Annotated in this window: 22 protein-coding genes and 1 riboswitch; of the genes, 5 read left to right on the top strand and 17 right to left on the bottom strand. The window is 37.7% G+C overall.

What is annotated here, in order from left to right:
- Position 1 precedes the first annotated feature (1 nt).
- The 3 genes from BJL90_RS07590 (at position 2) to BJL90_RS07580 (ending at position 1,916) form a co-directional block, all read left to right on the top strand.
- Complete coding sequence (locus tag BJL90_RS07590; RefSeq protein WP_070966122.1) at positions 2–652, top strand: methionine ABC transporter permease; 651 nt, start codon at positions 2–4, stop codon at positions 650–652.
- 4 nt (positions 653–656) lie between these two features.
- On the top strand, positions 657–1,496 hold the full coding sequence (locus BJL90_RS07585; protein ID WP_070966119.1) for a MetQ/NlpA family ABC transporter substrate-binding protein: 840 nt from the start codon (positions 657–659) through the stop codon (positions 1,494–1,496).
- A gap of 222 nt (positions 1,497–1,718) precedes the next feature.
- Positions 1,719–1,916 (top strand): hypothetical protein, encoded by a 198-nt coding sequence (locus BJL90_RS07580; protein ID WP_070966117.1) that lies wholly within the window; start codon positions 1,719–1,721, stop codon positions 1,914–1,916.
- A gap of 78 nt (positions 1,917–1,994) precedes the next feature.
- Here BJL90_RS07580 and BJL90_RS07575 read toward each other — a convergent pair whose 3' ends face one another.
- The 16 genes from BJL90_RS07575 to BJL90_RS07505 form a co-directional block, all read right to left on the bottom strand.
- A complete protein-coding gene (locus tag BJL90_RS07575) occupies positions 1,995–3,710 on the bottom strand; it encodes a methyl-accepting chemotaxis protein (protein ID WP_070966114.1) in 1,716 nt (571 codons plus the stop codon).
- Positions 3,711–4,196: 486 nt separating this feature from the next.
- A complete protein-coding gene (gene purD, locus BJL90_RS07570) occupies positions 4,197–5,450 on the bottom strand; it encodes a phosphoribosylamine--glycine ligase (RefSeq protein ID WP_070966112.1) in 1,254 nt (417 codons plus the stop codon).
- 99 nt (positions 5,451–5,549) lie between these two features.
- Positions 5,550–7,079 (bottom strand): bifunctional phosphoribosylaminoimidazolecarboxamide formyltransferase/IMP cyclohydrolase, encoded by a 1,530-nt coding sequence (purH, locus tag BJL90_RS07565; RefSeq protein ID WP_070966109.1) that lies wholly within the window; start codon positions 7,077–7,079, stop codon positions 5,550–5,552.
- Between the two features lie 10 nt (positions 7,080–7,089).
- Positions 7,090–7,713, bottom strand: coding sequence for a phosphoribosylglycinamide formyltransferase (gene purN, locus BJL90_RS07560; RefSeq protein WP_070966106.1), 624 nt, complete (start codon positions 7,711–7,713; stop codon positions 7,090–7,092).
- Positions 7,701–8,729, bottom strand: coding sequence for a phosphoribosylformylglycinamidine cyclo-ligase (gene purM / locus BJL90_RS07555; protein ID WP_070973068.1), 1,029 nt, complete (start codon positions 8,727–8,729; stop codon positions 7,701–7,703). The genes purN and purM overlap by 13 nt, the downstream gene beginning before the upstream one ends.
- Before the next feature lie 11 nt (positions 8,730–8,740).
- Entirely contained in the window at positions 8,741–10,168 is a 1,428-nt protein-coding gene (gene purF, locus BJL90_RS07550; RefSeq protein ID WP_070966104.1) for an amidophosphoribosyltransferase, read from the bottom strand.
- 39 nt (positions 10,169–10,207) lie between these two features.
- Positions 10,208–10,927, bottom strand: a complete 720-nt coding sequence (gene purC, locus BJL90_RS07545) for a phosphoribosylaminoimidazolesuccinocarboxamide synthase (protein ID WP_081561891.1) — start codon at positions 10,925–10,927, stop codon at positions 10,208–10,210.
- Between the two features lie 172 nt (positions 10,928–11,099).
- On the bottom strand, positions 11,100–11,615 hold the full coding sequence (purE, locus tag BJL90_RS07540; RefSeq protein ID WP_070966101.1) for a 5-(carboxyamino)imidazole ribonucleotide mutase: 516 nt from the start codon (positions 11,613–11,615) through the stop codon (positions 11,100–11,102).
- 24 nt (positions 11,616–11,639) lie between these two features.
- On the bottom strand, positions 11,640–12,791 hold the full coding sequence (locus BJL90_RS07535) for a 5-(carboxyamino)imidazole ribonucleotide synthase (protein WP_070966099.1): 1,152 nt from the start codon (positions 12,789–12,791) through the stop codon (positions 11,640–11,642).
- A gap of 72 nt (positions 12,792–12,863) precedes the next feature.
- Positions 12,864–14,201, bottom strand: coding sequence for an NCS2 family permease (locus BJL90_RS07530; protein ID WP_070966097.1), 1,338 nt, complete (start codon positions 14,199–14,201; stop codon positions 12,864–12,866).
- Positions 14,202–14,372: 171 nt separating this feature from the next.
- Positions 14,373–14,474, bottom strand: a riboswitch (purine riboswitch).
- 187 nt (positions 14,475–14,661) lie between these two features.
- Positions 14,662–14,811, bottom strand: coding sequence for a hypothetical protein (locus tag BJL90_RS21845; protein WP_156778734.1), 150 nt, complete (start codon positions 14,809–14,811; stop codon positions 14,662–14,664).
- Positions 14,812–15,105: 294 nt separating this feature from the next.
- Entirely contained in the window at positions 15,106–17,580 is a 2,475-nt protein-coding gene (locus tag BJL90_RS07525; RefSeq protein ID WP_070966094.1) for a leucine-rich repeat domain-containing protein, read from the bottom strand.
- 52 nt (positions 17,581–17,632) lie between these two features.
- Entirely contained in the window at positions 17,633–18,004 is a 372-nt protein-coding gene (locus tag BJL90_RS07520) for a hypothetical protein (RefSeq protein WP_070966091.1), read from the bottom strand.
- A gap of 19 nt (positions 18,005–18,023) precedes the next feature.
- On the bottom strand, positions 18,024–18,749 hold the full coding sequence (locus BJL90_RS07515) for a hypothetical protein (protein WP_070966089.1): 726 nt from the start codon (positions 18,747–18,749) through the stop codon (positions 18,024–18,026).
- 13 nt (positions 18,750–18,762) lie between these two features.
- Complete coding sequence (locus BJL90_RS07510; RefSeq protein WP_070966086.1) at positions 18,763–20,127, bottom strand: SPFH domain-containing protein; 1,365 nt, start codon at positions 20,125–20,127, stop codon at positions 18,763–18,765.
- 20 nt (positions 20,128–20,147) lie between these two features.
- Positions 20,148–20,747, bottom strand: coding sequence for a hypothetical protein (locus BJL90_RS07505; RefSeq protein ID WP_070966083.1), 600 nt, complete (start codon positions 20,745–20,747; stop codon positions 20,148–20,150).
- A 596-nt stretch (positions 20,748–21,343) separates the two neighbouring features.
- On the opposite strand from BJL90_RS07505, the gene BJL90_RS07500 reads away from it, so the two are divergent.
- A complete protein-coding gene (locus BJL90_RS07500) occupies positions 21,344–21,592 on the top strand; it encodes a type II toxin-antitoxin system Phd/YefM family antitoxin (protein ID WP_070966081.1) in 249 nt (82 codons plus the stop codon).
- Entirely contained in the window at positions 21,592–21,855 is a 264-nt protein-coding gene (locus tag BJL90_RS07495) for a Txe/YoeB family addiction module toxin (RefSeq protein ID WP_070966078.1), read from the top strand. The genes BJL90_RS07500 and BJL90_RS07495 overlap by 1 nt, the downstream gene beginning before the upstream one ends.
- Positions 21,856–21,995: 140 nt before the next feature.
- Here BJL90_RS07495 and guaA read toward each other — a convergent pair whose 3' ends face one another.
- A complete protein-coding gene (gene guaA / locus BJL90_RS07490) occupies positions 21,996–23,528 on the bottom strand; it encodes a glutamine-hydrolyzing GMP synthase (RefSeq protein ID WP_070966075.1) in 1,533 nt (510 codons plus the stop codon).
- Positions 23,529–23,537 lie beyond the last annotated feature (9 nt).

The following is a 23,537-nucleotide window of genomic DNA, read 5'->3' as shown; positions in this document are numbered from 1 at the left end:
AATGGAAAGATTATTAAATCTTATTATTCCTTCTATACAGGAGACTTTTTATATGGTTTCTCTCTCTACGTTGTTAGCCGTATTGATAGGAACTCCCTTAGGCATTCTTCTTGTAGTTACTAGAAAAGATCATATTATGGAGCACAAAATGCTGCATCATTGTTTTTCTTACATTGTGAACATGGGACGCTCCTTCCCTTTTATTATTTTAATGATCTCTATCATTCCCTTTACCCGTATGGTAGTAGGAACCGCTATTGGAACAACGGCAGCGATCGTTCCTTTGACAGTAGCAACCATCCCTTTTTTCTCCAGGGTGATTGAAAATGCTCTCCTAGAGGTAAACAAGGGTGTTATAGAAGCCTCTCAAGCAATGGGTGCTAGCAATTTTCAAATTATTTACAAGGTTTTAATTCCAGAAAGCATGCCAGCTATTATCTTAGGTATTACCATCACCATCGTCAATGTTATTGGCTACTCCGCTATGGGGGGAGCAGTTGGAGCAGGTGGCTTAGGAGACTTGGCCATTCGATACGGCTATCACCGTTTCGACAAAGACGTCATGCTATGGACAGTAATATTACTTATTTTAATAGTACAAATTGTTCAAGCTTCAGGAAACTTTATCGCTAAAAAAATTGATAGGAGGTAACAAAATGAAAAAGAAAAGTATTTTATTAATTATTGGATTATTGGTAATAACCTTATTAGCAGGTTGTACAAAGGCTAAACCTACAGGGGAGGCTACAATTGCAGAGGGAGATGTAGAAGGAGATGTAACTGTATTAACAATCGGTGCTACCCCAGTACCCCATATGGAAATACTCGAGTTTATTCAACCTATCCTTCTTGAAGAAGGTATCCAACTTAACATAACAGAGTTTACTGATTATGTAACCCCTAACTTAGCACTAGCCGATGGCGAAATTGATGCTAATTTCTTCCAGCATGTACCTTACATGGAAACTTTCGCTACCAACAACAACTTACAATTAAGCGCTGTAGCTAAAGTACATGTGGAACCATTGGGTCTTTATTCTAAAAAACTAGCTGCTTTCGAAGATTTAGAGGAAGGAGCTACCATTTCCATTCCAAATGATCCAACCAATGGTGGTCGAGCGTTGCTATTATTGGAATATTATGGGCTGATTGAATTAGCAGAAGATGCTGGATTAGAAGCTACTGAAAAAGATATTGCCTCTAATCCGAAAAACTTAAAATTTGTTGCTTTAGAAGCCCCGCTGCTACCTAGATCATTAGATGACGTAGCTGCCTCTGTCATCAATACCAACTATGCTTTAGAGACTGGTTTCAACCCTGTAAAAGATTCATTGATTATAGAGGATGCTAATTCCCCTTATGCCAACGTGTTGACAATACGTCCAGAGGATCAAAACAATGAAGCTATTTTAGCTCTAGTTGATGTATTAAATTCTCCAGAAGTTAAAGCGTTTCTTGAAACTAAATACGAAGGAGCTATTGTACCTGCTTTTTAATTTTTTCTTCTTTAAAAAATGCCAATAAACGATTGGCATTTTTATTTTTTTGTTAAACATTTCTGATAAAAATACTTTTACTTGCCATACTAATAAAATGAGGCTTAAACTTTGCAATCATCCTAACCTATGTTAAAGACCATTTGGAAAATCAGTGGATACATATACGTCTTTATGTGGATATCTACAAGTTGCATAAGGAAAGTATAAGGAGGTGTCAAAATGAAAAGAAAATCTCTACCTACCCCTAGAAATCCTCAAGATATGATCGATGACACTTATAACGCTAGGGACTTTGAAATAGAAAATAAGGATATGAATGCTTATGTTATGCCTCTAGATATGGTGCGAGATGTAGATTTTTTTGATCCCAAATACTTTTATGAAGAACAATGGGAAACGATTATGAAGGGTGAATAACGCTTTATTACAAAGGTAAAAGCACCACCAAAATCATCTAAAATGCTTTGGTGGTGCTTTCCTTATTCATTATGTAAATTAATTTTCTTCTAAGATAAATTGTCCCATTTCTTCCTGCATTTTCAAGGTCATTGTATTTAGCACTTGCGCTGTCGATGCTACCTCTTCTACGGAAGCACTCATTTCTTCAGAGGAAGCAGCGATGTGTTGAGCAACAGCAGCATTTTCTTCAGAAATTTTCAAAACAGCGTCTACATTCATCGCAACATGATTTTTGTTTTCGTTTACCTCTTTGATCTCACCACTAACCCTTTCTATTTTCGGTATAATCCCCTCTATATTTTGTAATATTTCTTTAAAGGAGTTGATAGCTTCCTCCACCACTTTCTCTTGCGTTTGTAGATTATAAATACCGTCGGCTGTGGTATGGGTAATTCTTTCTCTGTCGATTGTAATGTTTGTCAGTAATTCATTGATGTCTTGAGATGATCTTTGGGATTGATCAGCTAATTTTCTGATTTCATCAGCAACTACCGCAAACCCTTTCCCAGCTTCCCCTGCTCTTGCAGCTTCTATAGCAGCATTTAACGCCAGCAGGTTGGTTTGCTCTGATATGCTATTGATAAGCTCTGTAATATCAGCAATTTTACTAATTTTTTCGTTCAAGGAGGTTACATTACTGCTTACTTGATGGAAGGAAGTGCTGATATTTTCTGTAGAACTTACTAAGTGTTGCAATTTTTCATTTCCTTGTAGAATCATTTTGTCTGTCTCTTTTGTGCTGGTATGGATTGTTCCTATCTCCTTAACAACCTTTTCTAATGCCTCACTAAAATCATTCAATATCATTTTAACTTTTTCTAACTCCTGTGTTTGATCGTTAGAACCCTTTGCCACCCCTTGTACAGCCTCCGCAACCTCCTGAGCAGCCGCTGTCATCTGTTGACAAATAGAGGATAAGGCATGGGCGCTGTCACTGTTTTCATTAGAATTTTCTTTAATACTTTTCAGCATCTTAGAAAAGTTTTCAATCGTGTATGATAGGGTTTTTTTCATTGTTCCAAACTCATTTTTTCCAATGGTATCTATGGAAACAGCTAGATTTCCAGTAGCTATCTTCTTGTAAACTTCTAACATATCATTGATAGAGACCTTGAAAACTTTAATAATGATGAGGGAAAAGAACAACAGTAAAGCAGTCCCTATAATAAAAATTTTTACAAGATTTTTACTATTTTCATTATAAATGGCAATGCTCTCTTTATTAAGAGCTTCTGCTCTTTCTTTATTTTCTAATAAAATATAGCTTAGGTTATTAAAAATAGCATTTCCTCTACTATCTAACCTAAATCTTTCATCAAGACTGACTTCCTCTTGCTCCATTAATTTTGTTTGTACCCCTTGCCAAGCTTCCATATATTGATCATAGTCTTTTATAATTGTACTAAACAATGCTGAATCTCTGTTGATGCCCTCTCTTTCTGTTTCTAAGTAATCATCGATTACCTCTTTTAATTGCTGATCTAGCTTATTTATGTTATTAGCAATACTAAGATTATAGCCTATATCTAACATACGTAGACTCTCTACCCTAATGCTCATAAACTTATGATTGATGTCACTGGCCTGCTGACTAGGGATAACAGCATCATAATACATGCTATTTACTCTATAGTGGATATTATTAATTCCTGTATATCCTGTGACACCTATAAGAATCATAGAGATAAGTCCCAAAAACACAATAGCCATAATAAAATTATTAAGCCTGATATTGCCTAATATTTTCCTCACGTTGTCCCGCTCCCCTCACGATATAGGTTAAAATGATTATTACCGTAAAAAAATTCTTCTTTGGACAATATTAACATAAATTGTAGGAAATTTCAATATAATCTCCTTCTACCCTTTCATAAATGATAATTCGGAACTAATTTTTGCAATAATTGTCTTTTAGTGACTGCCAAAAAAGTTAAAGTGCAAGTTTGCACTCTGTATAAGTGACTGACACAAAATCATAGATTTTGGTCATCTACTTATGAATGAAGTCTCATTTTATATTTTAGAACAACGATTATCTATCCACAAATAGTCCTCTCTGCCAGAATTTGTGTTAATTCATGGAACCATATAACATCTACAAGCATATACTTTATTGAAAAGAGCAAAAGGATCTTTAAATTTTTCCTATACAAAATATTTACTATTAGCAAAGAACATGATCCTATTGTTGAGTCCATTACTAAAATATCCTTTAGCATTTAAAAAAAGCAGTGAGAATTATCTCACTGCTATATCTTTACGATAGGTTTTTCCTGCAAAATGTATATTCTCTACATGCATATAGGCTTGTTTTTTAGCAGTTTCTATATCCTGTGCCCAAGAAGTGACCCCCAATACCCGTCCACCATTGGTTACTAACTTCCCTTCCTTCATAGCAGTGCCAGCATGAAAAACAATGGTGTTTTCTTTCACTTCCTCTAAACCTGTAATTTCCTTACCCTTTTCATAATCTCCAGGATACCCACCCGAAGCCAATACCACACATACCACCGCTTTATTATTCCAGTTAATCTTTATGTCAGAAAGTTTTTCCTCTAGCATGGCAAGAAATATTTCCATCAAGTCTGTATCTAACCTTGGCAAAACCACCTGGGTTTCAGGATCTCCAAACCTTACATTATATTCTAATACCTTTGGGCCTTCTTTTGTAATCATCAAACCAATAAAAACAATGCCTTTGTAATCCATATTTTCCTTCTGTATTCCCTCCAATGTAGGTTGTAAAATATCCCTTTCTACAATTTTAGCAACTTCATCGGTGTAAACATAATTAGGAGAGTAAGTTCCCATCCCTCCAGTATTTGGACCTTGATCGCCATCATAAATCCTCTTATGATCCTGACTGCTTACCATTGGCACAATGGTCTTACTATCTGTAAAACAAAGGACGGAGGTTTCTATCCCTTCTAAAAATTCTTCGATAACTACTTTATTTCCTGCGCTTCCAAAGACCTTCGTGATAAGTATATCCTCCAAAGCCTTCTCGGCCTCTTGTTGGTTGCTACAGATTAAGACCCCTTTACCTGCCGCCAAGCCGTCTGCCTTAATCACTACTGGAAAACTATATTCCTTCAAAGTTGCTAACGCCTCCTCATAGGAATGCACCTCATGGTACATAGCAGTAGGAATACGGTACTTTTTCATAAAATCTTTCGAAAAGGCTTTGCTGCCTTCTAATTGAGCCGCTGCCTGAGAAGGCCCTATGATTTTCAAACCCTGTTGCTTGAATTTATCAGCAATTCCCAACACCAATGGCACCTCTGGCCCCACGATAGTTACATCAATTGACATTTCCCGGGAAAAAGCTACAAGTTCTTCTATATTTTCCACAGATATTTCTACGCACTTTGCTAGCTGGGCTATACCAGGATTGCCAGGAGCGCAGTATATTTCCTTTACCAATGGACTTTGACTTAATTTCCAAACAATCGTATGCTCTCGGCCACCATTACCAATCACCAATACTCTCAATTTCTTCACCTCCATATGTTTTACTTATATAGATACCCCTTTGAAACTAAGTAACAAGACCAAGGAAGTGCATACCGAAACCTCCTCAGCAACTTCAGTTTAATGCTTAAAATGTCTCATTCCTGTAAACACCATAGCAATTCCCTTCTCGTTACAAGCTTCAACGGATAGTTTATCATTTAAAGATCCCCCTGGCTGAATAATAGCTTTTACTCCAGCCTTAAAAGCCGCGTCTACACAATCACTAAAAGGGAAGAAAGCGTCTGATGCCATAACGCTGCCTTCAAGGTCATGGGTGCTATTTTTAATAGCATTTTGTAATGCCCATATTCTACTGGTTTGTCCTGGTCCTACTGCTAAAGTTTGCTTATCCTTCACCAACACAATAGCATTGGACTTTACATGTTTAACAATTTTAAAGGCAAAAACTAAGTCCTCCATCATCTTTTCCGTAGGTTTTTTCTCTGTCACTATTTCTATTTCCTTGATTAGCTCTTTGTTTACATCTTGAATCAAAAGGCCACCGGCTACCTTTTTCATATCTATGGCTTTTTCTTTTTTTGCTGTAATATTCGTCAACTTGATCAATCGCAGGTTTTGCTTATCGTTAAATATCTTCAAAGCCTCCTCTGTAAAATCAGGAGCAATAATTACTTCCAAAAAGACATCCTTCATTTTTTCTGCTGTTCTTCCATCAATGACTTGGTTGGCAGCAATAATACCTCCAAAGATAGATAGGGGGTCTGCCTCAAAGGCTTTATTATAAGCTTCGTAGATATCTTCACCAGAGGCTACACCACAAGGATTGGTGTGTTTAATCGCCACCACTGTAGGTTCTTCAAATTCTTTCAACAGTTCTAATGCCCCATTTGCATCATTAATGTTATTAAAGGACAACTCTTTTCCCTGCAACTGAATGCCTTCTACCAATGTGCCAGGCTGAAGACCTACCTCTCTATAAAAGACTGCCTGTTGATGAGGGTTTTCTCCGTATCTTAAGTCCTGTACCTTTTCATAAGTTAATGTTAAAGTATCGCCAAAGCCTTCCTTGTCTTTCCCTAAATAAGCAGCAATCAATGTGTCATAATGACTTGTATGTTGAAATACCTTTAACGCCAAGTCATATCTTGTTGCAAAACACGTATCGCCTGCTTCTTTTATTTCTTCAAGGACTTTTCCATAGTCTTTAGGGTCCGTTATAACTGTTACAAATTTGTGATTTTTTGCAGCTGAACGTAGCATCGTCGGTCCACCAATGTCAATGTTTTCTATGGCTTCCTCCATCGTTACCCCTTCTTTCAAAATCGTCTCCTTGAAGGGATATAGATTGATAACAACTAAATCAATCGGAGTAATATTTTGTTGTTGTAAGGTTTTTTGATGTTCTTCATTATCCCGTATAGCTAAAATGCCGCCATGGATTACTGGATGCAGCGTCTTTACTCTTCCATCTAAACATTCTGGAAAACCGGTTACATCCGATACATCGATGGCATTTACACCACCATCTCTTAAAAGCTTTGCAGTTCCTCCAGTAGATAATATTTCTACCCCCAGCTTAGATAACGCCTTCGCAAAATCTACAATCCCAGTTTTGTCAGAAACACTAATCAATGCTCTTTTTATCATTTTTATCACCTCAGTTTATTTTTACTCTATTTCCTATAACCTCTAGCCTATCCTCTGCAAATAATTTTACTGCAAGGGGAAGGATTTTATGCTCTATCTTTAGCACCTTTAGCTGTATATCCTTCCAATCATCGTCAAAATCTATGGCTACTATCTCTTGTAGGATAATCGGTCCCCCATCGGTTTCCTCATTAACAAAATGCACTGTAGCTCCAGTAACCTTTACACCTCTGTTGAATGCCTCCTGATGAACCTTTTCTCCATAATATCCATTGCCGCAAAAGCTTGGTATTAAAGAGGGGTGAATATTTATGATCTTATTCCGATATTCAGCAATGATATTTTGGGGCACGATCGCTAAATATCCAGCTAAAACTACTAAATCTATTTCCTTCTCCTGTAATGCTTGCAATAAAACAGCATCTCTTTTTTCTATAGTACCATAAGTGTTCTTATCCAAAAGCATGGTTTGTATTCCATGATTCTCTGCTCGTATAAGACCAAAAGCCCCTTTTCTATCAGAGATCACCAAAGCAATGCTTCCTTTGATGAATCCCGCTTCCACCGCATCTATTAATGCTTGAAGATTCGTACCTCCACCGGATATAAGGACAGCAATCTTTATTCCCTCCATAATACCACCTGTTTATTCCCCGCACGAATTTCTCCTATTTTATAAGGGGATTCTCCTACCTCCTGTAATACCTTTAAAGTGCTTTCAGCATCCTTCGCCTGGACCACCAACATCATACCGATACCCATATTAAAAGTTTTGTACATTTCTTCTTCTTGGATATTACCTATCTTTTGAATCATTTTAAATATCTCAGGTATTGACCAGCTATCTAATTGGATATGCGCATCCACCTCTTCAGGCAAAATTCTTGGAACATTCTCATAAAATCCTCCACCAGTGATATGTGCTATGCCCTTTACTTCTACCGCCTTTAGCACCTCTGACACAGCCTTCACATAAATTTTTGTAGGGGTAATTAAGGTTTCTCCCAGGGTATTTCCCAATTCCTCCATAGGCGCATTTAGGTCAAATTTGTCTCCTTCTAAAAGAACCTTTCTCACCAGTGAAAAACCATTGCTATGGACACCGCTGGAGGGAATACCTATGATTACATCTCCCACCTGGATATCTTTGCCTGTGATTACCTTAGATTTGTCCACCATTCCTACAGAAAAGCCGGCAACATCATACTCTCCATCTTGATAAAATCCTGGCATTTCTGCAGTTTCTCCACCGATTAAAGCACAGCCTGCCATTTTACATCCTTCAGCAATACCTTTTACAATGTCTGCTACCTTTTCAGCTTTAAGTCTGCCAGTAGCAATATAATCTAAAAAGAATAGAGGCTTTGCTCCTTGGCATAATATATCATTGACACACATAGCAACGCAATCCTGGCCTATGGTATCATGTTTATCTAACAAGAAAGCCAGCTTCAGTTTCGTTCCTACACCATCCGTTCCAGAAACCAAAATAGGCTCCTTGATGTCTTTAAGATCTAAAGCAAACAATCCTCCAAACCCACCAATATCCTCTAGCACATGTTGATTAAAAGTGCTCTTTACATGATTTTTCATTAGCTGTACTGCCCTTTGGCCTTCTTCCACATCTACACCAGCATTTTTATAGGTCATATTTTCCAATGCTATTCACCTCCTGATAATCTCTCAAACACCTTTTTATCCCCTACTTCCGGCACTTCCAAAGGATACACGCCATTAAAACAAGCTAGGCAAAAATGTTCTTTAGATAGCCCGGTAGATTTCACCAACCCATCAGTACTGATATAACCCAAGCTATCTGCACCAATGGTTTTTCTAATCTGTTCTACGGTTTTTACCGCACCAATCAATTGGTTTCGATCTGGGGTATCAATACCAAAATAGCAACCAAAAGCCACTGGAGGAGAACTGATTCGCACATGAACCTCCTTGGCACCAGCACTTTTAAGTCTCTCCACCAAACGTCTGCTGGTGGTTCCCCTTACAATAGAATCATCAATCATAACTATTTTTTTCCCCTGTAAATTGTCCTTAAGAGGATTTAGCTTTAATCTTACTGCTAACTCCCGCATAGATTGTGTCGGTTGAATAAACGTTCTGCCTACATATCTGTTTTTTATCAAACCTTCTCCAAAGGGTATGCCAGAAGCCTCTGCATATCCTATTGCTACTGGAACAGAAGAATCCGGCACAGCAACCACTAAATCTGCTTCTACTGGATGCTCTTTCGCTAATATTCTACCAGCATTTTTTCTAGCCTCATAAACACTTACGCCATCGATTACACTATCAGGACGAGCAAAATAAATGTACTCAAAAATACAAGAAGCTCGTGTACCATTGTTTTTATAGAAGGTAGATTGAATACCTTCTTTATTAATGGTAACAATCTCCCCTGGCTCAATATCTCTTACCAAGGTTGCTCCCATCACATCAAAGGCACAACTTTCTGATGCTAACACATAACTATCTCCCATTTTACCTAAACAAAGAGGTCTTAAGCCCAATGGGTCCCTCACACCAATCAGTTCTTCCTCCGTCATTACTACTAATGAATAAGCGCCTTTGATTAAATCCATCGTTCTTTCAATAGCATCAATCATGCCATCCCCGCTGTATCGGGCAATTAAATTAACAATTACTTCACTATCAATAGAGGTTTGAAAAATAACCCCATCATCCTCTAGACGCTCTTTAATAATCTTTGCATTAGTTAAATTGCCATTGTGGGCTAGAGAGATGCTGCCGCCTCTATATCTGGCCACAAGGGGTTGGGCATTTTCCACATAGCTCTCGCCGGAAGTGGAGTATCTTACGTGACCTATGCCGATATGGCCCAACAATCTTTTTAAAATATCTTCATCAAATACATCTGGCACCAAACCCATACCTTTATGATAATTGCTTTTTAAGCCGTTATTCACAGCAATCCCAGCACTTTCTTGACCTCTGTGTTGCAATGCATATAGTCCGTAATATAAAAGCCTAGAGGTATTTTCATCGCTATCTGTATAAATCCCCAATACGCCACATTCTTCTTTTAGTTTATCGAGATTTATTTCATGATACATTTTAATGCCCCTCTCTCATCTTCCTTAAAATTTTTTCAATCATTTACTATTTTTCAATCTATTTAATACTTCCTGATAAGATTCTTCAACCTTACCTAAATCCCTTCTAAAACGATCCTTATCTAACTTTTCATTTGTATGAACATCCCAAAGTCTGCAAGTATCTGGGGATATTTCATCTGCTAAAATTACCTGCCCTTTATACAAACCAAATTCTAGTTTAAAATCAATAAGTTTTAGATCTTTTTCTATAAAAAACTTCTTTAATACTTCATTAATTTTAAAGGTTAGCTCTTTGATGCGCTTAATTTCTTCCTCCGTTGCAAGTTCTAAGGCCATCACATGATCTTCATTAATTAGAGGATCCCCTAGTTCATCATTTTTATAGCAAAACTCTAGCACAGGGGCTTTCAATACTTTACCTTCCTCCATACCTAGTCGTTTTGCCATAGACCCCGCCGCCACATTCCTCACAATAACCTCAACCGGCAAAATCTTTACTGCCTTTACCAACATCTCTCTGTCACTTAGAGTTTCAATATAATGATTATCAACACCCTGTTCCTTTAAGATAGCAAAAATCAGTGCTGCCATCTGGTTATTAACAATACCTTTATTGATGATTGTCCCCTTCTTCTCTCCATTGAAGGCAGTAGCATCATCCTTGTACTCTACGATATACTGATCCTCATTCTTTGTCTTATAAACCTTTTTTGCCTTTCCCTCATACAGCATCTGTAATTTTTCGATTTTACACATGATAACTCCTCCTATACCCTTCTCGTGGATTAAATAAAAAATATCCAATATTAAAATAAACATGAAACATGAAAGAAGTATTTCTATCATCCTGTTTGTCTGAAAAAAACTCCCAAAACCTAGACTTTCCATTATCTTCAGAATGACAGATCATACTGCCATCATAAAATGATTATTTTGATAAATAACTTTCATAGCCCACTTCTTCTAGATTCAAAGCCTTTTCTTCTACCATTTGTTTAAGGTCTTTCTTGTATTTCTCTAAGCTCTCCTTTACCCCTTGGTCCTGCAAAGCTACGATTTGAGCTGCCAATATTCCCGCATTTTTTGCACCATTGATGGCTACTGTAGCCACAGGAATTCCCGGAGGCATTTGTACAATAGAATAGAGAGAGTCTATGCCGTTTAAGATTTTCGTCTTTACCGGTACCCCTATCACAGGCAAATTCGTAAGAGAAGCCACCATCCCGGGCAAGTGAGCTGCACCTCCTGCTCCTGCTATGATCACTTGAATACCTCTTTTTTCTGCTGTTTTTGCAAATTCATACATTCTATCTGGCGTACGATGAGCGGATACGATGGTGCACTCGTAAACAACGCCTAAATCCTCTAATATATCTGCCGCTTCCCTCATAATAGGTAAATCCGAATCACTTCCCATAATAATACTAACAGTTGTATTTTTCATATTTTTCCTCCTACTACACCAAACTTATTCTTCAGCGATAATTCGCATTAATTCCTTTACTTTATCCCCTTTGCTTAAAGCAGAATCTACATCCTCTGCTAACACAGTTACATGCCCCATCTTACGTTCCGGCTGTGTATAGGTTTTTCCGTAGAAATGAAGATATACTTCAGGGATAGCCAGTATTTCCTCTGCACCTACCAACTTTGCCCTTCCATCATACCCATCCCCTCCTAGAAGATTGATCATGACTGCTGGCTTCAAAAGCTTTGTTTCTCCAAGGGGCAATCCTAAAATAGCTCGAATATGTTGAGCAAATTGAGAAGTGCTACAGGCTTCTATGGTATAATGGCCAGAGTTATGGGTTCGAGGAGCAATTTCATTCACCAGTACATCATCATCGGCATCCACAAACATCTCTACACAAAATATCCCAACCCCTTTCAGTAGTTCCATCGTCTTTAAGGCCAGAGCCTGTGCCTTATGTGCTACTACCTTATTTACTCTAGCTGGAACAATGGTAGTTTTTAAAATGTTGTTTTCATGAATATTCTCTGCCAGTGGATATACCTTTATTTCTCCATCTACCCCTCTTGCTACTACCACTGAAACTTCCTTGATAAAGGGAACAAATGCCTCCACCATAAGCTGCGTAGCATCCCCACCTAAAGTATGATAAGCTTTTGGAATTTCTTCTCTATGTCTTATAAGATAATTCCCTTTACCATCATAACCTCCTCTACAACTCTTTAAAAGCAAAGGCAAACCATATTTATCAACCGCCGCATCAAGCGCCTCCACTGAATCTACTGCATCAAAATCCGGCACAGGAACATTACATTGTCTTAAAAAGTTTTTTTGTTGAAATTTATCTTGAATGATTTTTAGTGTCGATGGCGTAGGATAAATTTTATAGCCCTCTTCCTTAAGTTCCATCAATATATCTGCATCAATATGTTCAAATTCATAGGTAATAAGGTCTGTTGCCTCCGCTAATTTTCGAATTTTATCCTTATCATAAAAGTCTCCTTCAATATATTCATCTACGATGGAGAAGGCTGGACAATCCATACTAGGATCTAAGACAGTAAAGTGAAGCCCTAATTTCTTCCCCTCTAAAACCATCATTTTTCCCAGTTGACCGCCGCCAATTATGCCAATTTTTTTAAAATTCAACCTAGTCCCTCCCTTTCTAACTAAATTTTAGTTTAGAAAAGCAGCTAAGGTTTTCTTAGCTGCTATTTTCAATTAATGCGGTAATATCGTAAACCTTAAGATGAAGAGCAACGCTAACACATATACAGTCGGATGTACTTCCTTTGCCTTTCCTGTAGCAATCTTAACGATTGGAAGGAACACAAGTCCTGCTGCAATACCATTTGCTATGCTAAAGGAAAAAGGCATAACGGCAATGGTTAAAAAGGCCGGCAACGCTTCACCAAAGTCTTCAAAATTAATTTCTTTTAATGTACTCATCATTAACACACCAACAATAATCAACGCAGGTGCTGTTGCTTGTGCCGGTACCATCAAGGCAAAAGGTGCTAAAAGTATAGAGAAAATAAACAACACACCTGTTGTTACAGCAGTCAGCCCGGTTTTTCCACCTTCAGCCACACCAGCAGCAGACTCAACATAAGTCGTTACTGTAGATGTTCCTAATAATGCACCTGCAGAGGTTGCTACAGCATCCGCCATCAATGCCTTGCTCATGTTAGGTAAATTACCTTTTTCATCCAGCATTTTTGCTTTTGCACCTGTACCAATTAATGTGCCAATAGTATCAAACATATCTACTAAACTGAAGGAGATAACGACTGTCAATACACTTGTTATGGCTCCTACAACACCAGCTTCTCCAATATTTAATAATCCAAGTAAATCCAACTTAAATAGTGTAGGACGAATATCAAAGGAAAAATTCATTCCAGCAGATAAATCAGTTACACCCATAGGAACCCCTATAGCCATGGTTGCAATAATTCCTATTAAAATAGCACCTCTCACTCTCTTTACCATAAGTACAGAAGTAATCACTAAGCCGATCACCGCCAATAATACCTTTGGATCTTGAAAATTTCCTAATTCTACTAAAGTAGCTTCATAAGGCACAACAATTCCTGAATTTTTAAATCCAAGCAATGCAATAAATAAGCCAATACCTCCACCGATAGCGTGTTTTAGTGATGTAGGTATAGCTTCCACAATAGCAGTTCTAAGACCTGTTACAGTTAAAATAATAAAAACAATTCCTGAAATAAAAATTGCTGCTAAAGCCTGCTCCCATGTGTAACCTAAACCAAATACAACACCAAAGGTAAAGAATGCATTTAAACCCATTCCCGGTGCTTGCGCAAAGGGTAAATTTGCATAAAAACCCATAATCAACGTACCAATCGCTGCTGAAAGACAAGTTGCCATAAAAACGGCATTAAAGTCCATGCCAGCAGCAGATAAAAGATCTGGATTAACAAATAAAATATACGCCATTGTAATAAAAGTAGTAATCCCTGCAATAATTTCTGTTTTTACATCAGTTTTATTTTCCGTAAGCTTAAACATTCTGTCTAAACCTTTTGTACTCATAAGTATGACCTCCTTTGTGTTATAGTTTTATGATGCCATATTTATTAAAAAATAAACCCGGAGGGATAGGTTGTTTTTAAGTGAACCTATCCGTCCGGGCTTTTTTCCCATCGGTGTAGCATTAAATCAATGCCTGCATCCCTTGGACCAGCTTCTTTATAAGAACGGAACCCTAGATACACTTTCACTCATAGTAGAATAATTCTCGGTTATTCTATAGAAACGGTCGAACCCTATTATCGACTTTATATGAGGTTTCTATTGTCATAGTATGTCTTATTACCTCTATGATAACAAATGCAGTGTAAAAGGTCAATGATTTTTTCGAATATTTTTCTGTATATTTAACATTAAGTTTGTATTATTACGAATGTTAATCTCTTTGTGTCTTTGTATCGGTTGTGTTATTCTTGTTTTACATTTAGTGAACTAATTCCAGCAAGCTAAAAAAACACCTCTGCTAACGTCTAGAGGTGGGGAATCTTATACCATGAAAGCAAAATATGTACACAATATTGCTATAAGGAATTGCTTTTTTTGCAATGGCAGCTTTAGGTAAAATTTCGTACTTTTCAATTAATTCAGCCGCCTTGTCAATTTGGCTATTCACAAAGTCTACAGATTCCTTACTGGAAGCTTCCCTCCCTCTTTCATCACCTTATGCCATTCTTCTGTGATATCCAGTGCTATTCTTAGGTTCTCATTTTGCATCATGGCAGTAGTAAAATGAGGCTGAGGTAATAATGCAATAGCAACATCCCCTGCTACTAAAGCTGCTGCTAAATCAGCTAGCTGCTGTTCATGACAAATCGGTAAAATTTGTTATAAAGTATCCCTCTATTAGAAAAGATCTATTGAAAGCTGGTTTCAATAAATCTTTTCCTCTATAGATTTCATTTTTTTCTTATAAATTACCCTCTAAAAGTTTTCTAGGAATATCCGCTTCCCTTCCATTGACTGGAATAACTTTCATATGCCCCATATTATCAAATACAGACATATTCACCATCTGGTTGTTCCTAGAGATATTCAGGAACTTCAGATTCTTCATGGCAGCAAACGCTGCTGCATCAGTTATGCGGTTATTGGATAAATCCAACAGAAGAAGAGAGCTGCCCTTTGTCGCCTCTAGGGTTGTTATATCTGTTATACCATTATTCTTGAGAATAGCTACTTTAATATTAGGCAACTTAGCTATATCCGGCATCTGACTAATATTATTGCCTGCTAAATTTAAGTATTCCAGATTAGGCATATTCCTAAAGGTGATCTCCTCTAGGCTATTGTTCTCTAAGTTAAGATATCTAAGACCACTTAGGGAGCTGATACTACTAAAGTCCGATAGCCTTACCCCCTTAAGGGTCAAGCTTTCTAGTTTTGGGTAGGAGGCCAAAGAATCGAAGTCATCTATCCCGGAATTAGAGGATAGGTTTAAATCTTTAAGGCTTCCTAGATTAGTAAGGCTAGATAATCCCTCATCTATTTGATTGTCCTCAAGGTTTAAAGTCTCAAGGGCACTAAGCTTCCCTATAGTTTTTAATGCCTCAGCATTGATGGCATTGCGACTAAGGTCTAGATACTTCAAATTCTGCAAGTCAGAAAGGGCTTCAACATTTTTTACACCACAGCCTGCCAAGGATAAATCTTCAAGAGAGGTCAATTGAGAAAGGCCAGAAATATCTCGTCCATCATCGCCACCAGAGACCCTAGCATTAGAAGGATTGCTGAGATCCAGCTTTTTTAGACCTGTCATACTTCCTAAGAATTCATAGTCGGTGTTGCTGTTGGTAGCAACTGAAAGTTCCTCTAGTTCTTGAAGCTTTCTTAATATGTTGACATCCTCTATTGAATTACCTCCTAGATATAGCTTCTTTAAAGCAGTTAGATTAGATATATGGTAGACATCATTGACTCTATTATGGCTTAAATCTAAGTATTGAAGATTAGAAAGGTCTTGGATGCCATTTAAACCTTGTATCTTATTATTGGAGAGATTTAAATAGTTAAGCTGCTGGTTATCCTTTAGAAACTGAATGTCCTCAAGGCCCGTAGCTGTAATTGTCAGGTTCTCAAGACTTGGTAGAGAGGCAACAAACTGAAAATCCCTAGCACTAGGTTGATGGTATATCATCAGCTCTTTGAGATTTTTAAGCTTACCTAAGTCCCCTAAATCATTCCAATTACCAGCTGTCATATTTTCTTCCTTCAGTTCTTCCGCTTCTATGATATCTTTATTGATGGCTATTCTATTCCCTAGCATCTGGATAGAGGAAATACTATAAATATCACTTTCCTTTAATGTCGCCTGCTGGGATTTTCCTAAAGCTCCCTTGATGGCCTCCTCTAAAGCTGCATTATCAAAGACAACAAACTTATCATCGACATTCACATGAAATACAAATGTATACACGTCCGACTCAAAACCATAGGTGGATATTCCTTGGGCAAGAATAATATTTTCTCCATCATCTAAGACTATAGGCTGATAATACTCTGTAAAGGGACTCTCTCCGCTATTATTGATTAAAGAGTAGTAGATAACAGCATCGGAGGCAGTTGTAGCAAGCTCAACGGTTATAAAATCCTTATAAACTGTATCATCTTCTTCAGGACTTACGGTGATAACAGGAAAGAGATTACTGAGCCTCAGTTGCACAGCTGGGTCCTCTGACAGCAAGGCCACTTCCCTAAGGTAATTTTCCGCCATCCAATAATCCTCTAGGTATTCTAGGTAGAGGAATCCTATTCGTTCCTTAGCCAATAGGTTATTGGGATTCTTCTCTAATATCAAATAATAGGCCTCTAAAGCGCCTTCATAATCCTCCTTGTTTTCATATTTTTCAGCAATAGCAAAGGCTCGATGCTCAGAATTCCTATAAAAATTTACACCAACAATAGCAAAAATCAATAGTAGGACACATGCAACTACCCCTATTTTTAGAAATAAAAGCTTTTTAGGATCCGTCTCCTTTAATTGGGTAGCCTTATCATTGATAAATGCCTTCCCTTTGCTAATCCTTTTATCCAGGTTATCTTTGCTGCTTTTCACCTTATCGTTATAGGCACTGACCATTTTTTCCTTGATAGGGGTTATTCTATCAACAGGGGTAAAGACTTCATCATCATTTAGTTTTCTAAAGTGGATTTTAGCTTCTTCCTCTGTGTCATCAAGCTTTTTAAAGATATAGGGAGTCCCACCCTCTTTTTTACCTTCAGTAGACTGTTCTATATCCCTAGACTCCTCCTGGGATGCTTCTAGTTCTTCTGCTGCTTCTACAGCCTCCTGCTTCAGTGCTTCTATCTCCATACCCCTACCACAGTTTATGCAAAACTTACTATTTTCTTCATTTTTTGTGCCACAGTTTGTACAAAGTGTCATAAGCTTCCCCAATAGGCTATTGGGTCTCCCTCCTCATCCATATATTCATCCTTTAAGAAAAAATTGTGTCACAACTGTCACAACTTCCTCTACCACCTGTTAGTTCCACCACTGCACCACAGTTAGGGCAGGTTTTGGTGGTTTTAGGCCCTTCCATCATGATAGCATCTGTGAAAGCAGTAGTAGATGCATCAAAGACCTGACCTTTAGATCGTGCCCCAATATTGAATTTTCTGAAGCCCTTCTCTATTAAACCTGTGACAATCTTAGCCTTTTCAAAGTAGTAAATTAACCCAAGCATTACAATAACGGCTACAGTGTCACCAAGCTTATAACCAAAGATACTCACTATGATTCCCCTTGTGAAGGGCCATATTATCCATACATAAACAAGAAATTTAACAATTCCCTTTAATATCTTCATTCTTCTACCTCCTAGTCCTTTATTTGTAGTAAAGCTGCGTAATTTTATCTTTTTCTTCAAGCATCAATCTAGTTTTCTTCATTAATGCAGTTATGGCAGCAATGTCACTGCCTTCCTCCATTTCCCCAATCATTCCACCGATTGTTTCAATATTGTTATTAATCGCTTTGGTAATTTCTTGAGTTTCCTTAATTTCTCCAGGATTACCATACCTTACAGCATTTTGTAGGAGTTCAAGCTGATGCTTCAAATCTCTATCCTCCATCAGCATGCTGTTTTCCTTCATGGTGGCTGCAATTTCCTCCAATCTGATTTTCTTCACACCCTCTGCAATCTTTAGTCCTCTATTTTCCTCCTCCTGCTGGTTAATATCAACAAAGGCCTTGTTAATACTTTGAATAGCTGTGGAGGACAGTACCGTCATCAGCAGTGTGGTAACAATGAAGTACAATAGGGCTATATCAAAGATGTTAAAAATAACCCTCGCAATTACGATCAATACAATATAGACCACTGGAATAGCTAAAAAGGCCAGCTTTTGTCCTAAGTTTTGAAAATTTGGCCTTACCACCACATCCGAGAAAAAAATAGCAATAAATCCATAGGAAAGTAAGAATAAAAAATAGTAAAAGCCTACATCCCTGGCTACTGCAGGGACTTCATAGAAGGCTACTATAAAGGTAATGATAATGGCTGTTAAACTAAATATCGCTTTTTTTAGCATTCGTCCACTTTCTTGGGTCATTTTTTTCTCCCCCTTATATCAACTTTTTTCCACATTCGGGACAAAATTTTGTACCACTTATAACCTCATAACCACAATCTCCACATGAAACCATCTTCTCAATCAGTGCAGCCTCACACCTTTGGCAGGTTTCTGCACCAGCTTCATTGTCGGTTAGACAGTTGGGACAAAAATGAAGTTTTTTACCGCATTCAGGACAAAACTTCACCTCACCTTCAATAGTATTACGACATTGGAGGCACTGTTTCTTCAGGGAATACCCACAATTAGCGCAGAATTTTACATTGTTTGAACATGCCTCTCCACAGTTTGGACAGGTGGTACCCTCTGAGGTTGCTGCCACTTGACCCTTAGACTGCTTCATAACCGCTAGAGACATTGCTTCGGCTTGATCTGCGTTATTCAAAAGCTCTTCAGACATGGTCCCCACCTGTCGTCCTGCTACATTCCCTAATCCCATACCGATACCAAGGCCAACGCCTCCAGCAATCATAGGATTGCCAGCATTCCCTGCGGCTGTTTTAATAACATCGAATTGTTTCTCTGTTCTATAGTCATAGCCTAGCTCAGCCATTCTATGTTTTTGGGTTTGGATTCTTGTGTTTTCGATGGTTTGTTCTTCATAGGCCTGTACCTGAGCCAAGTCCATTCTTCTCTTTTTCTCCTTCTTCAGAGCCATAACCTCTCTTAAATTTTCATTTTCCACAGGCTCTATTTTTTGTATATAACAACCATCAATCTCTAGCCCATATCTCTGGAATTCAACACTTAAGGCAGTGGCCATAAATCCACCGATTTCCGTCAAATGGCCATTCAGCTCTGTAAAGGATTTTTTCTCTTTGATTACGAATTTAACCAAAACATCGGTTATCCTACTTATTACAATACTTTTTGTTTTTTTCTTCAGATCCTCCAAAGAAAAGTTTGGAACCTGACCAGCAATGTTTGTAAATAAATTTCTAGTATTTGTTACCTTGAAGCTTATAGAGCCATTGGAACGTATGTCCAAAATAGCCTCATAGATTTTATCCTCCACTTTAATAGGTGAAGGGGTCCCCCAAGGCACCTCCATCTGGATGGATTTATTAACAAACCATATCTCTGCAGGATGAGGTGTTTTGCCACCAAAGGGAAGATTTAAGAGACCCTGTAAAAAAGGCATGTTTTGTGTATTCAGCTCATATGCTCCTGTATCAAAGATATGTATGATTTTTCCACTTTTCACTAGAATAGCCTCTTGGGATTCTCCAACAATCAACCTGGATCCAGAGACAATTGCGGGACTAGGATGCTTCCATATCATTGTTCCCGACTGACCTGTTATTTGATTGTTGGCTACAACATCTAAAATTCCTTTAACACTGTTGAAAATACTCATGGATTCTACCTCCAAACATTTTAATTTTTAGTAAAGATTCCCCTTAAAATCTGCTCTATCAATTGATTGGTATTGCTTATTCTCCCAATGGAATAGTCTCTAACAATTGTCCCTATATTCGGGACAAAGGCATTTATATTAGGTATCTCCGCCACACCCTTAATAGCACCCATTGCATCACCAGCTAGGGCGGAGGATACAACATATCCCGTCCGACCAGCAAAGCTCTCAGGTCTAGCCGAAAGAAGTCTTTCCAGGACTCTTGTGGCATCATTGTGTCTCCCCCTTGAGGCGTATTCTCCTGCAATCCTCAATAGGGCTCCCTCTGAATAACCCAATAGCCTCCCTTCACTATACAGCATTGTATAGCTAAGTTCCTCCGCCTTTTTATAATCCCCCATGTCAATCAATTCCTCCACATGGGCTATGGGGCTATATTTTCTGGCTGTAGCCAGCATAGTTAAAGAAACGGCCATACCAACGATTAAAAGACAAAACACTATCCCTACTGCATATACGGTTTTAGGGCTAAACACAAAATAATCACCTTTTTCCTTAGCTTGATTAATGGCATCACTTGCTTTATCTAGGTTTATTTTATTTATAAAGCTATTTTTCATTATCCCACTCCTTAGACGTTGTATCTATAGTAGCTTATAAGCATCATTGACCTTCTCATAATATTCTACAATCTTTTACTTTTTCCTCTTAATTTTTACAAATTTTTCTTATATATGAAATACTAAACAAAAAAAATATTTAGATCCTAAATTCTACGTCACCGTTAGTTTTGATGAAACTGAATCATATTTGTAAAAAATCTTAGTAATCTATTGTTTTTTTGTTTTATCCATTGTTGATAAACCAACAAATGAAAATAGGTGGTTTAGATAGCTCTAAAATAGAGCAAAACCTAAACCACCTATTTTGATCTTATACCTTCATACCTTATACCCATTCGATAAGGATAGATTTGTATTTCATGTTTTTTGTTGACTTTTAGCAATTTCTCGTATTCGTATTATCATTATTTTCGATGAAGTAAATGACTTGCCTAAAAATTGGAGTCAAAATGAAGTCATCAGGATACAATAATATAAAAAAACTTTTTAATTTACATCAAGAATAACTATGTACATTATTGCATATGTAAATATTGACAACATCTTATATGTACATTATAATGTACATATAAGATAGATTGGAGGTATCCATCATGATTAATACAAATATCACTAATTTCAGAAAAAATCTGTTTAGCATGCTAGAACAAACAATAAAATACAATGAGCCTATCAACATCAGTACTAAAGAAGGAAATGCAGTCATTATCAGTGAAGATGATTATAACGGCTTAATGGAAACACTTTATCTCTGCTTGATTCCAAACATGCGCGAACGTATCATGGAAGGCTTAAAAACCCCTATTGATGAGTGTGTTCCTGAAAACGAGGTTCAATGGTAATGTATTCCATCTTTTATGATAAAAAGGCTTTAAAGGATATTCCCAAGCTGAAAGCAAGCAAACTGGACAGCAAAACCAAAGCACTCATTGATATTTTACGAGAAAATCCTTATCAGTCACCACCGCCATACGAAAAACTTCAAGGTGATTTGCAAGGCGCATATTCCCGTAGAATCAATATTCAACATCGGCTTGTCTATGAAGTGATCGAAGACATACAAACTGTAAAAATTATCAGTATGTGGTCTCACTATGAATTCTAGAACCTACTAGGTTTTACATTTTTTACAATGATATTTGCAGATATGATCTCTCTTTTTATGTCGAATAAATACAAAAGTACCTGTGCACAAATTACAGCAGGTACTTTTGCGTTGTATTTCTTGGTGGAAATCCACCGACCTTATTCCCACTCCACTGTTGATGGTGGCTTGGAGGTGATGTCATAAACAATACGGTTTACTCCCTGTACCTCATTTACAATTCTATTGGACATTCTTTCTAATACATCAAAGGGAATCCTCGCCCAATCTGCTGTCATGGCATCAGAGCTGGTGATGGCACGAATACCTACCGTGTGAGCATAGGTTCTTTCATCCCCCATAACACCTACACTTTTGATACCTGGCAATACTGCAAAGTACTGCCATATTTCTCGATCTAAGCCAGCTTTTTTGATTTCTTCCCGAACAATTGCGTCTGCTTCTCGAACAATGTACAGCTTTTCCTCTGTAATTTCTCCTAAAACACGAACAGCCAGCCCAGGCCCTGGGAAAGGTTGCCTCCACACAACTTCTTCTGGAAGACCTAACTGTGTACCAACAGCTCTTACTTCATCTTTAAACAAGTACTTAAAGGGCTCTATCAGTTCAAACTGCATATCCTCAGGAAGTCCGCCTACATTGTGATGACTTTTGATAACAGAAGCCGTCTCTGTACCACTCTCTATGATATCTGGATAAAGGGTGCCCTGTACCAGATAATCAATTTGTCCCAACTTCCTAGCTTCCTCCTCAAAAAGACGAATAAACTCTTCACCAATGATTTTTCGTTTTCTTTCAGGGTCCGATACACCCGCTAGCTTTCCAAGGAAGCGATCTTTTGCATTTACCCGTATAAAGTTCATTTTAAACTTGTTTTTAAAGATCTCCTCTACTTGGTCTCCTTCCTCTTTGCGCAGCAGTCCATGATCTACAAAAACACAGGTTAAATTATCTCCTACTGCTTTGTGAATCAATACTGCCGCTACAGAAGAATCTACACCTCCAGATAAAGCGCATAATACTTTTTTATCTCCTACCACGTTTTTAACAATTTCTATTTCTTCTTCTATATAGTTTTCGGTGGTCCAAGTTCCTTCACAGTCACATACTTCATATAAGAAGTTCTTAATCATTTCTTTTCCAGACTCTGTATGTTCTACCTCTGGATGAAATTGAACAGCATAGAGCTTTTTCTCTTTATTTTCCATAGCCGCCACAGGACAATCCGCTGTAGTAGCTGTAATAACAAAGTTTTCTGGTGCTTTTTCAATAAAGTCTGTATGACTCATCCAGCAAATACTATTTTGTGCTATATCTTTAAATAATGAAGAATTATTCTTTAAATTTAGAGCGGTTTTTCCATATTCTCTTTTTTCAGCAGCGTTTACTTTACCGCCTAAAACTTCAGCCATTAGCTGACCGCCGTAGCAGATTCCCAGCACAGGAATACCTAATTTAAAAATGCCTTCATCGCATTTTGGAGATTTTTCTCCATAAACACTGGCAGGTCCTCCTGTAAAGATAATGCCTTTGGGATTTTTGGCTTTAACCTCATCTATCGTTATTTTATAGGGCACAACTTCACAGTATACATTGCATTCTCTAACCCGTCTAGCGATTAATTGATTATACTGTCCACCGAAATCTAGAATCAGGACTAGTTCATTATTCATGCTATTCAT

It is taken from the genome of Clostridium formicaceticum (assembly GCF_001854185.1).
Lineage (GTDB): Bacteria > Bacillota > Clostridia > Peptostreptococcales > Natronincolaceae > Andreesenella > Andreesenella formicacetica.
Note: the sequence above shows the minus strand (reverse complement) of the source record. Positions and strands in the feature narration are given on the sequence as shown.

Excerpts from the sequence above, each read along its gene's own strand:
- BJL90_RS07590 (WP_070966122.1), top strand. The coding sequence starts at position 2 with ATGGAAAGATTATTAAATCTTATTATTCCTTCTATACAGGAGACTTTT.
- BJL90_RS07585 (WP_070966119.1), top strand. The coding sequence starts at position 657 with ATGAAAAAGAAAAGTATTTTATTAATTATTGGATTATTGGTAATAACC.
- BJL90_RS07580 (WP_070966117.1), top strand. The coding sequence starts at position 1,719 with ATGAAAAGAAAATCTCTACCTACCCCTAGAAATCCTCAAGATATGATC.
- purH (WP_070966109.1), bottom strand. The coding sequence starts at position 7,079 with ATGATAAAAAGAGCATTGATTAGTGTTTCTGACAAAACTGGGATTGTA.
- purN (WP_070966106.1), bottom strand. The coding sequence starts at position 7,713 with ATGGAGGGAATAAAGATTGCTGTCCTTATATCCGGTGGAGGTACGAAT.
- purM (WP_070973068.1), bottom strand. The coding sequence starts at position 8,729 with ATGACCTATAAAAATGCTGGTGTAGATGTGGAAGAAGGCCAAAGGGCA.
- purF (WP_070966104.1), bottom strand. The coding sequence starts at position 10,168 with ATGTATCATGAAATAAATCTCGATAAACTAAAAGAAGAATGTGGCGTA.
- purC (WP_081561891.1), bottom strand. The coding sequence starts at position 10,927 with ATGTGTAAAATCGAAAAATTACAGATGCTGTATGAGGGAAAGGCAAAA.
- purE (WP_070966101.1), bottom strand. The coding sequence starts at position 11,615 with ATGAAAAATACAACTGTTAGTATTATTATGGGAAGTGATTCGGATTTA.
- BJL90_RS07530 (WP_070966097.1), bottom strand. The coding sequence starts at position 14,201 with ATGAGTACAAAAGGTTTAGACAGAATGTTTAAGCTTACGGAAAATAAA.
- BJL90_RS07525 (WP_070966094.1), bottom strand. The coding sequence starts at position 17,580 with ATGACACTTTGTACAAACTGTGGCACAAAAAATGAAGAAAATAGTAAG.
- BJL90_RS07520 (WP_070966091.1), bottom strand. The coding sequence starts at position 18,004 with ATGAAGATATTAAAGGGAATTGTTAAATTTCTTGTTTATGTATGGATA.
- BJL90_RS07515 (WP_070966089.1), bottom strand. The coding sequence starts at position 18,749 with ATGACCCAAGAAAGTGGACGAATGCTAAAAAAAGCGATATTTAGTTTA.
- BJL90_RS07510 (WP_070966086.1), bottom strand. The coding sequence starts at position 20,127 with ATGAGTATTTTCAACAGTGTTAAAGGAATTTTAGATGTTGTAGCCAAC.
- BJL90_RS07505 (WP_070966083.1), bottom strand. The coding sequence starts at position 20,747 with ATGAAAAATAGCTTTATAAATAAAATAAACCTAGATAAAGCAAGTGAT.
- BJL90_RS07500 (WP_070966081.1), top strand. The coding sequence starts at position 21,344 with ATGATTAATACAAATATCACTAATTTCAGAAAAAATCTGTTTAGCATG.
- BJL90_RS07495 (WP_070966078.1), top strand. The coding sequence starts at position 21,592 with ATGTATTCCATCTTTTATGATAAAAAGGCTTTAAAGGATATTCCCAAG.
- guaA (WP_070966075.1), bottom strand. The coding sequence starts at position 23,528 with ATGAATAATGAACTAGTCCTGATTCTAGATTTCGGTGGACAGTATAAT.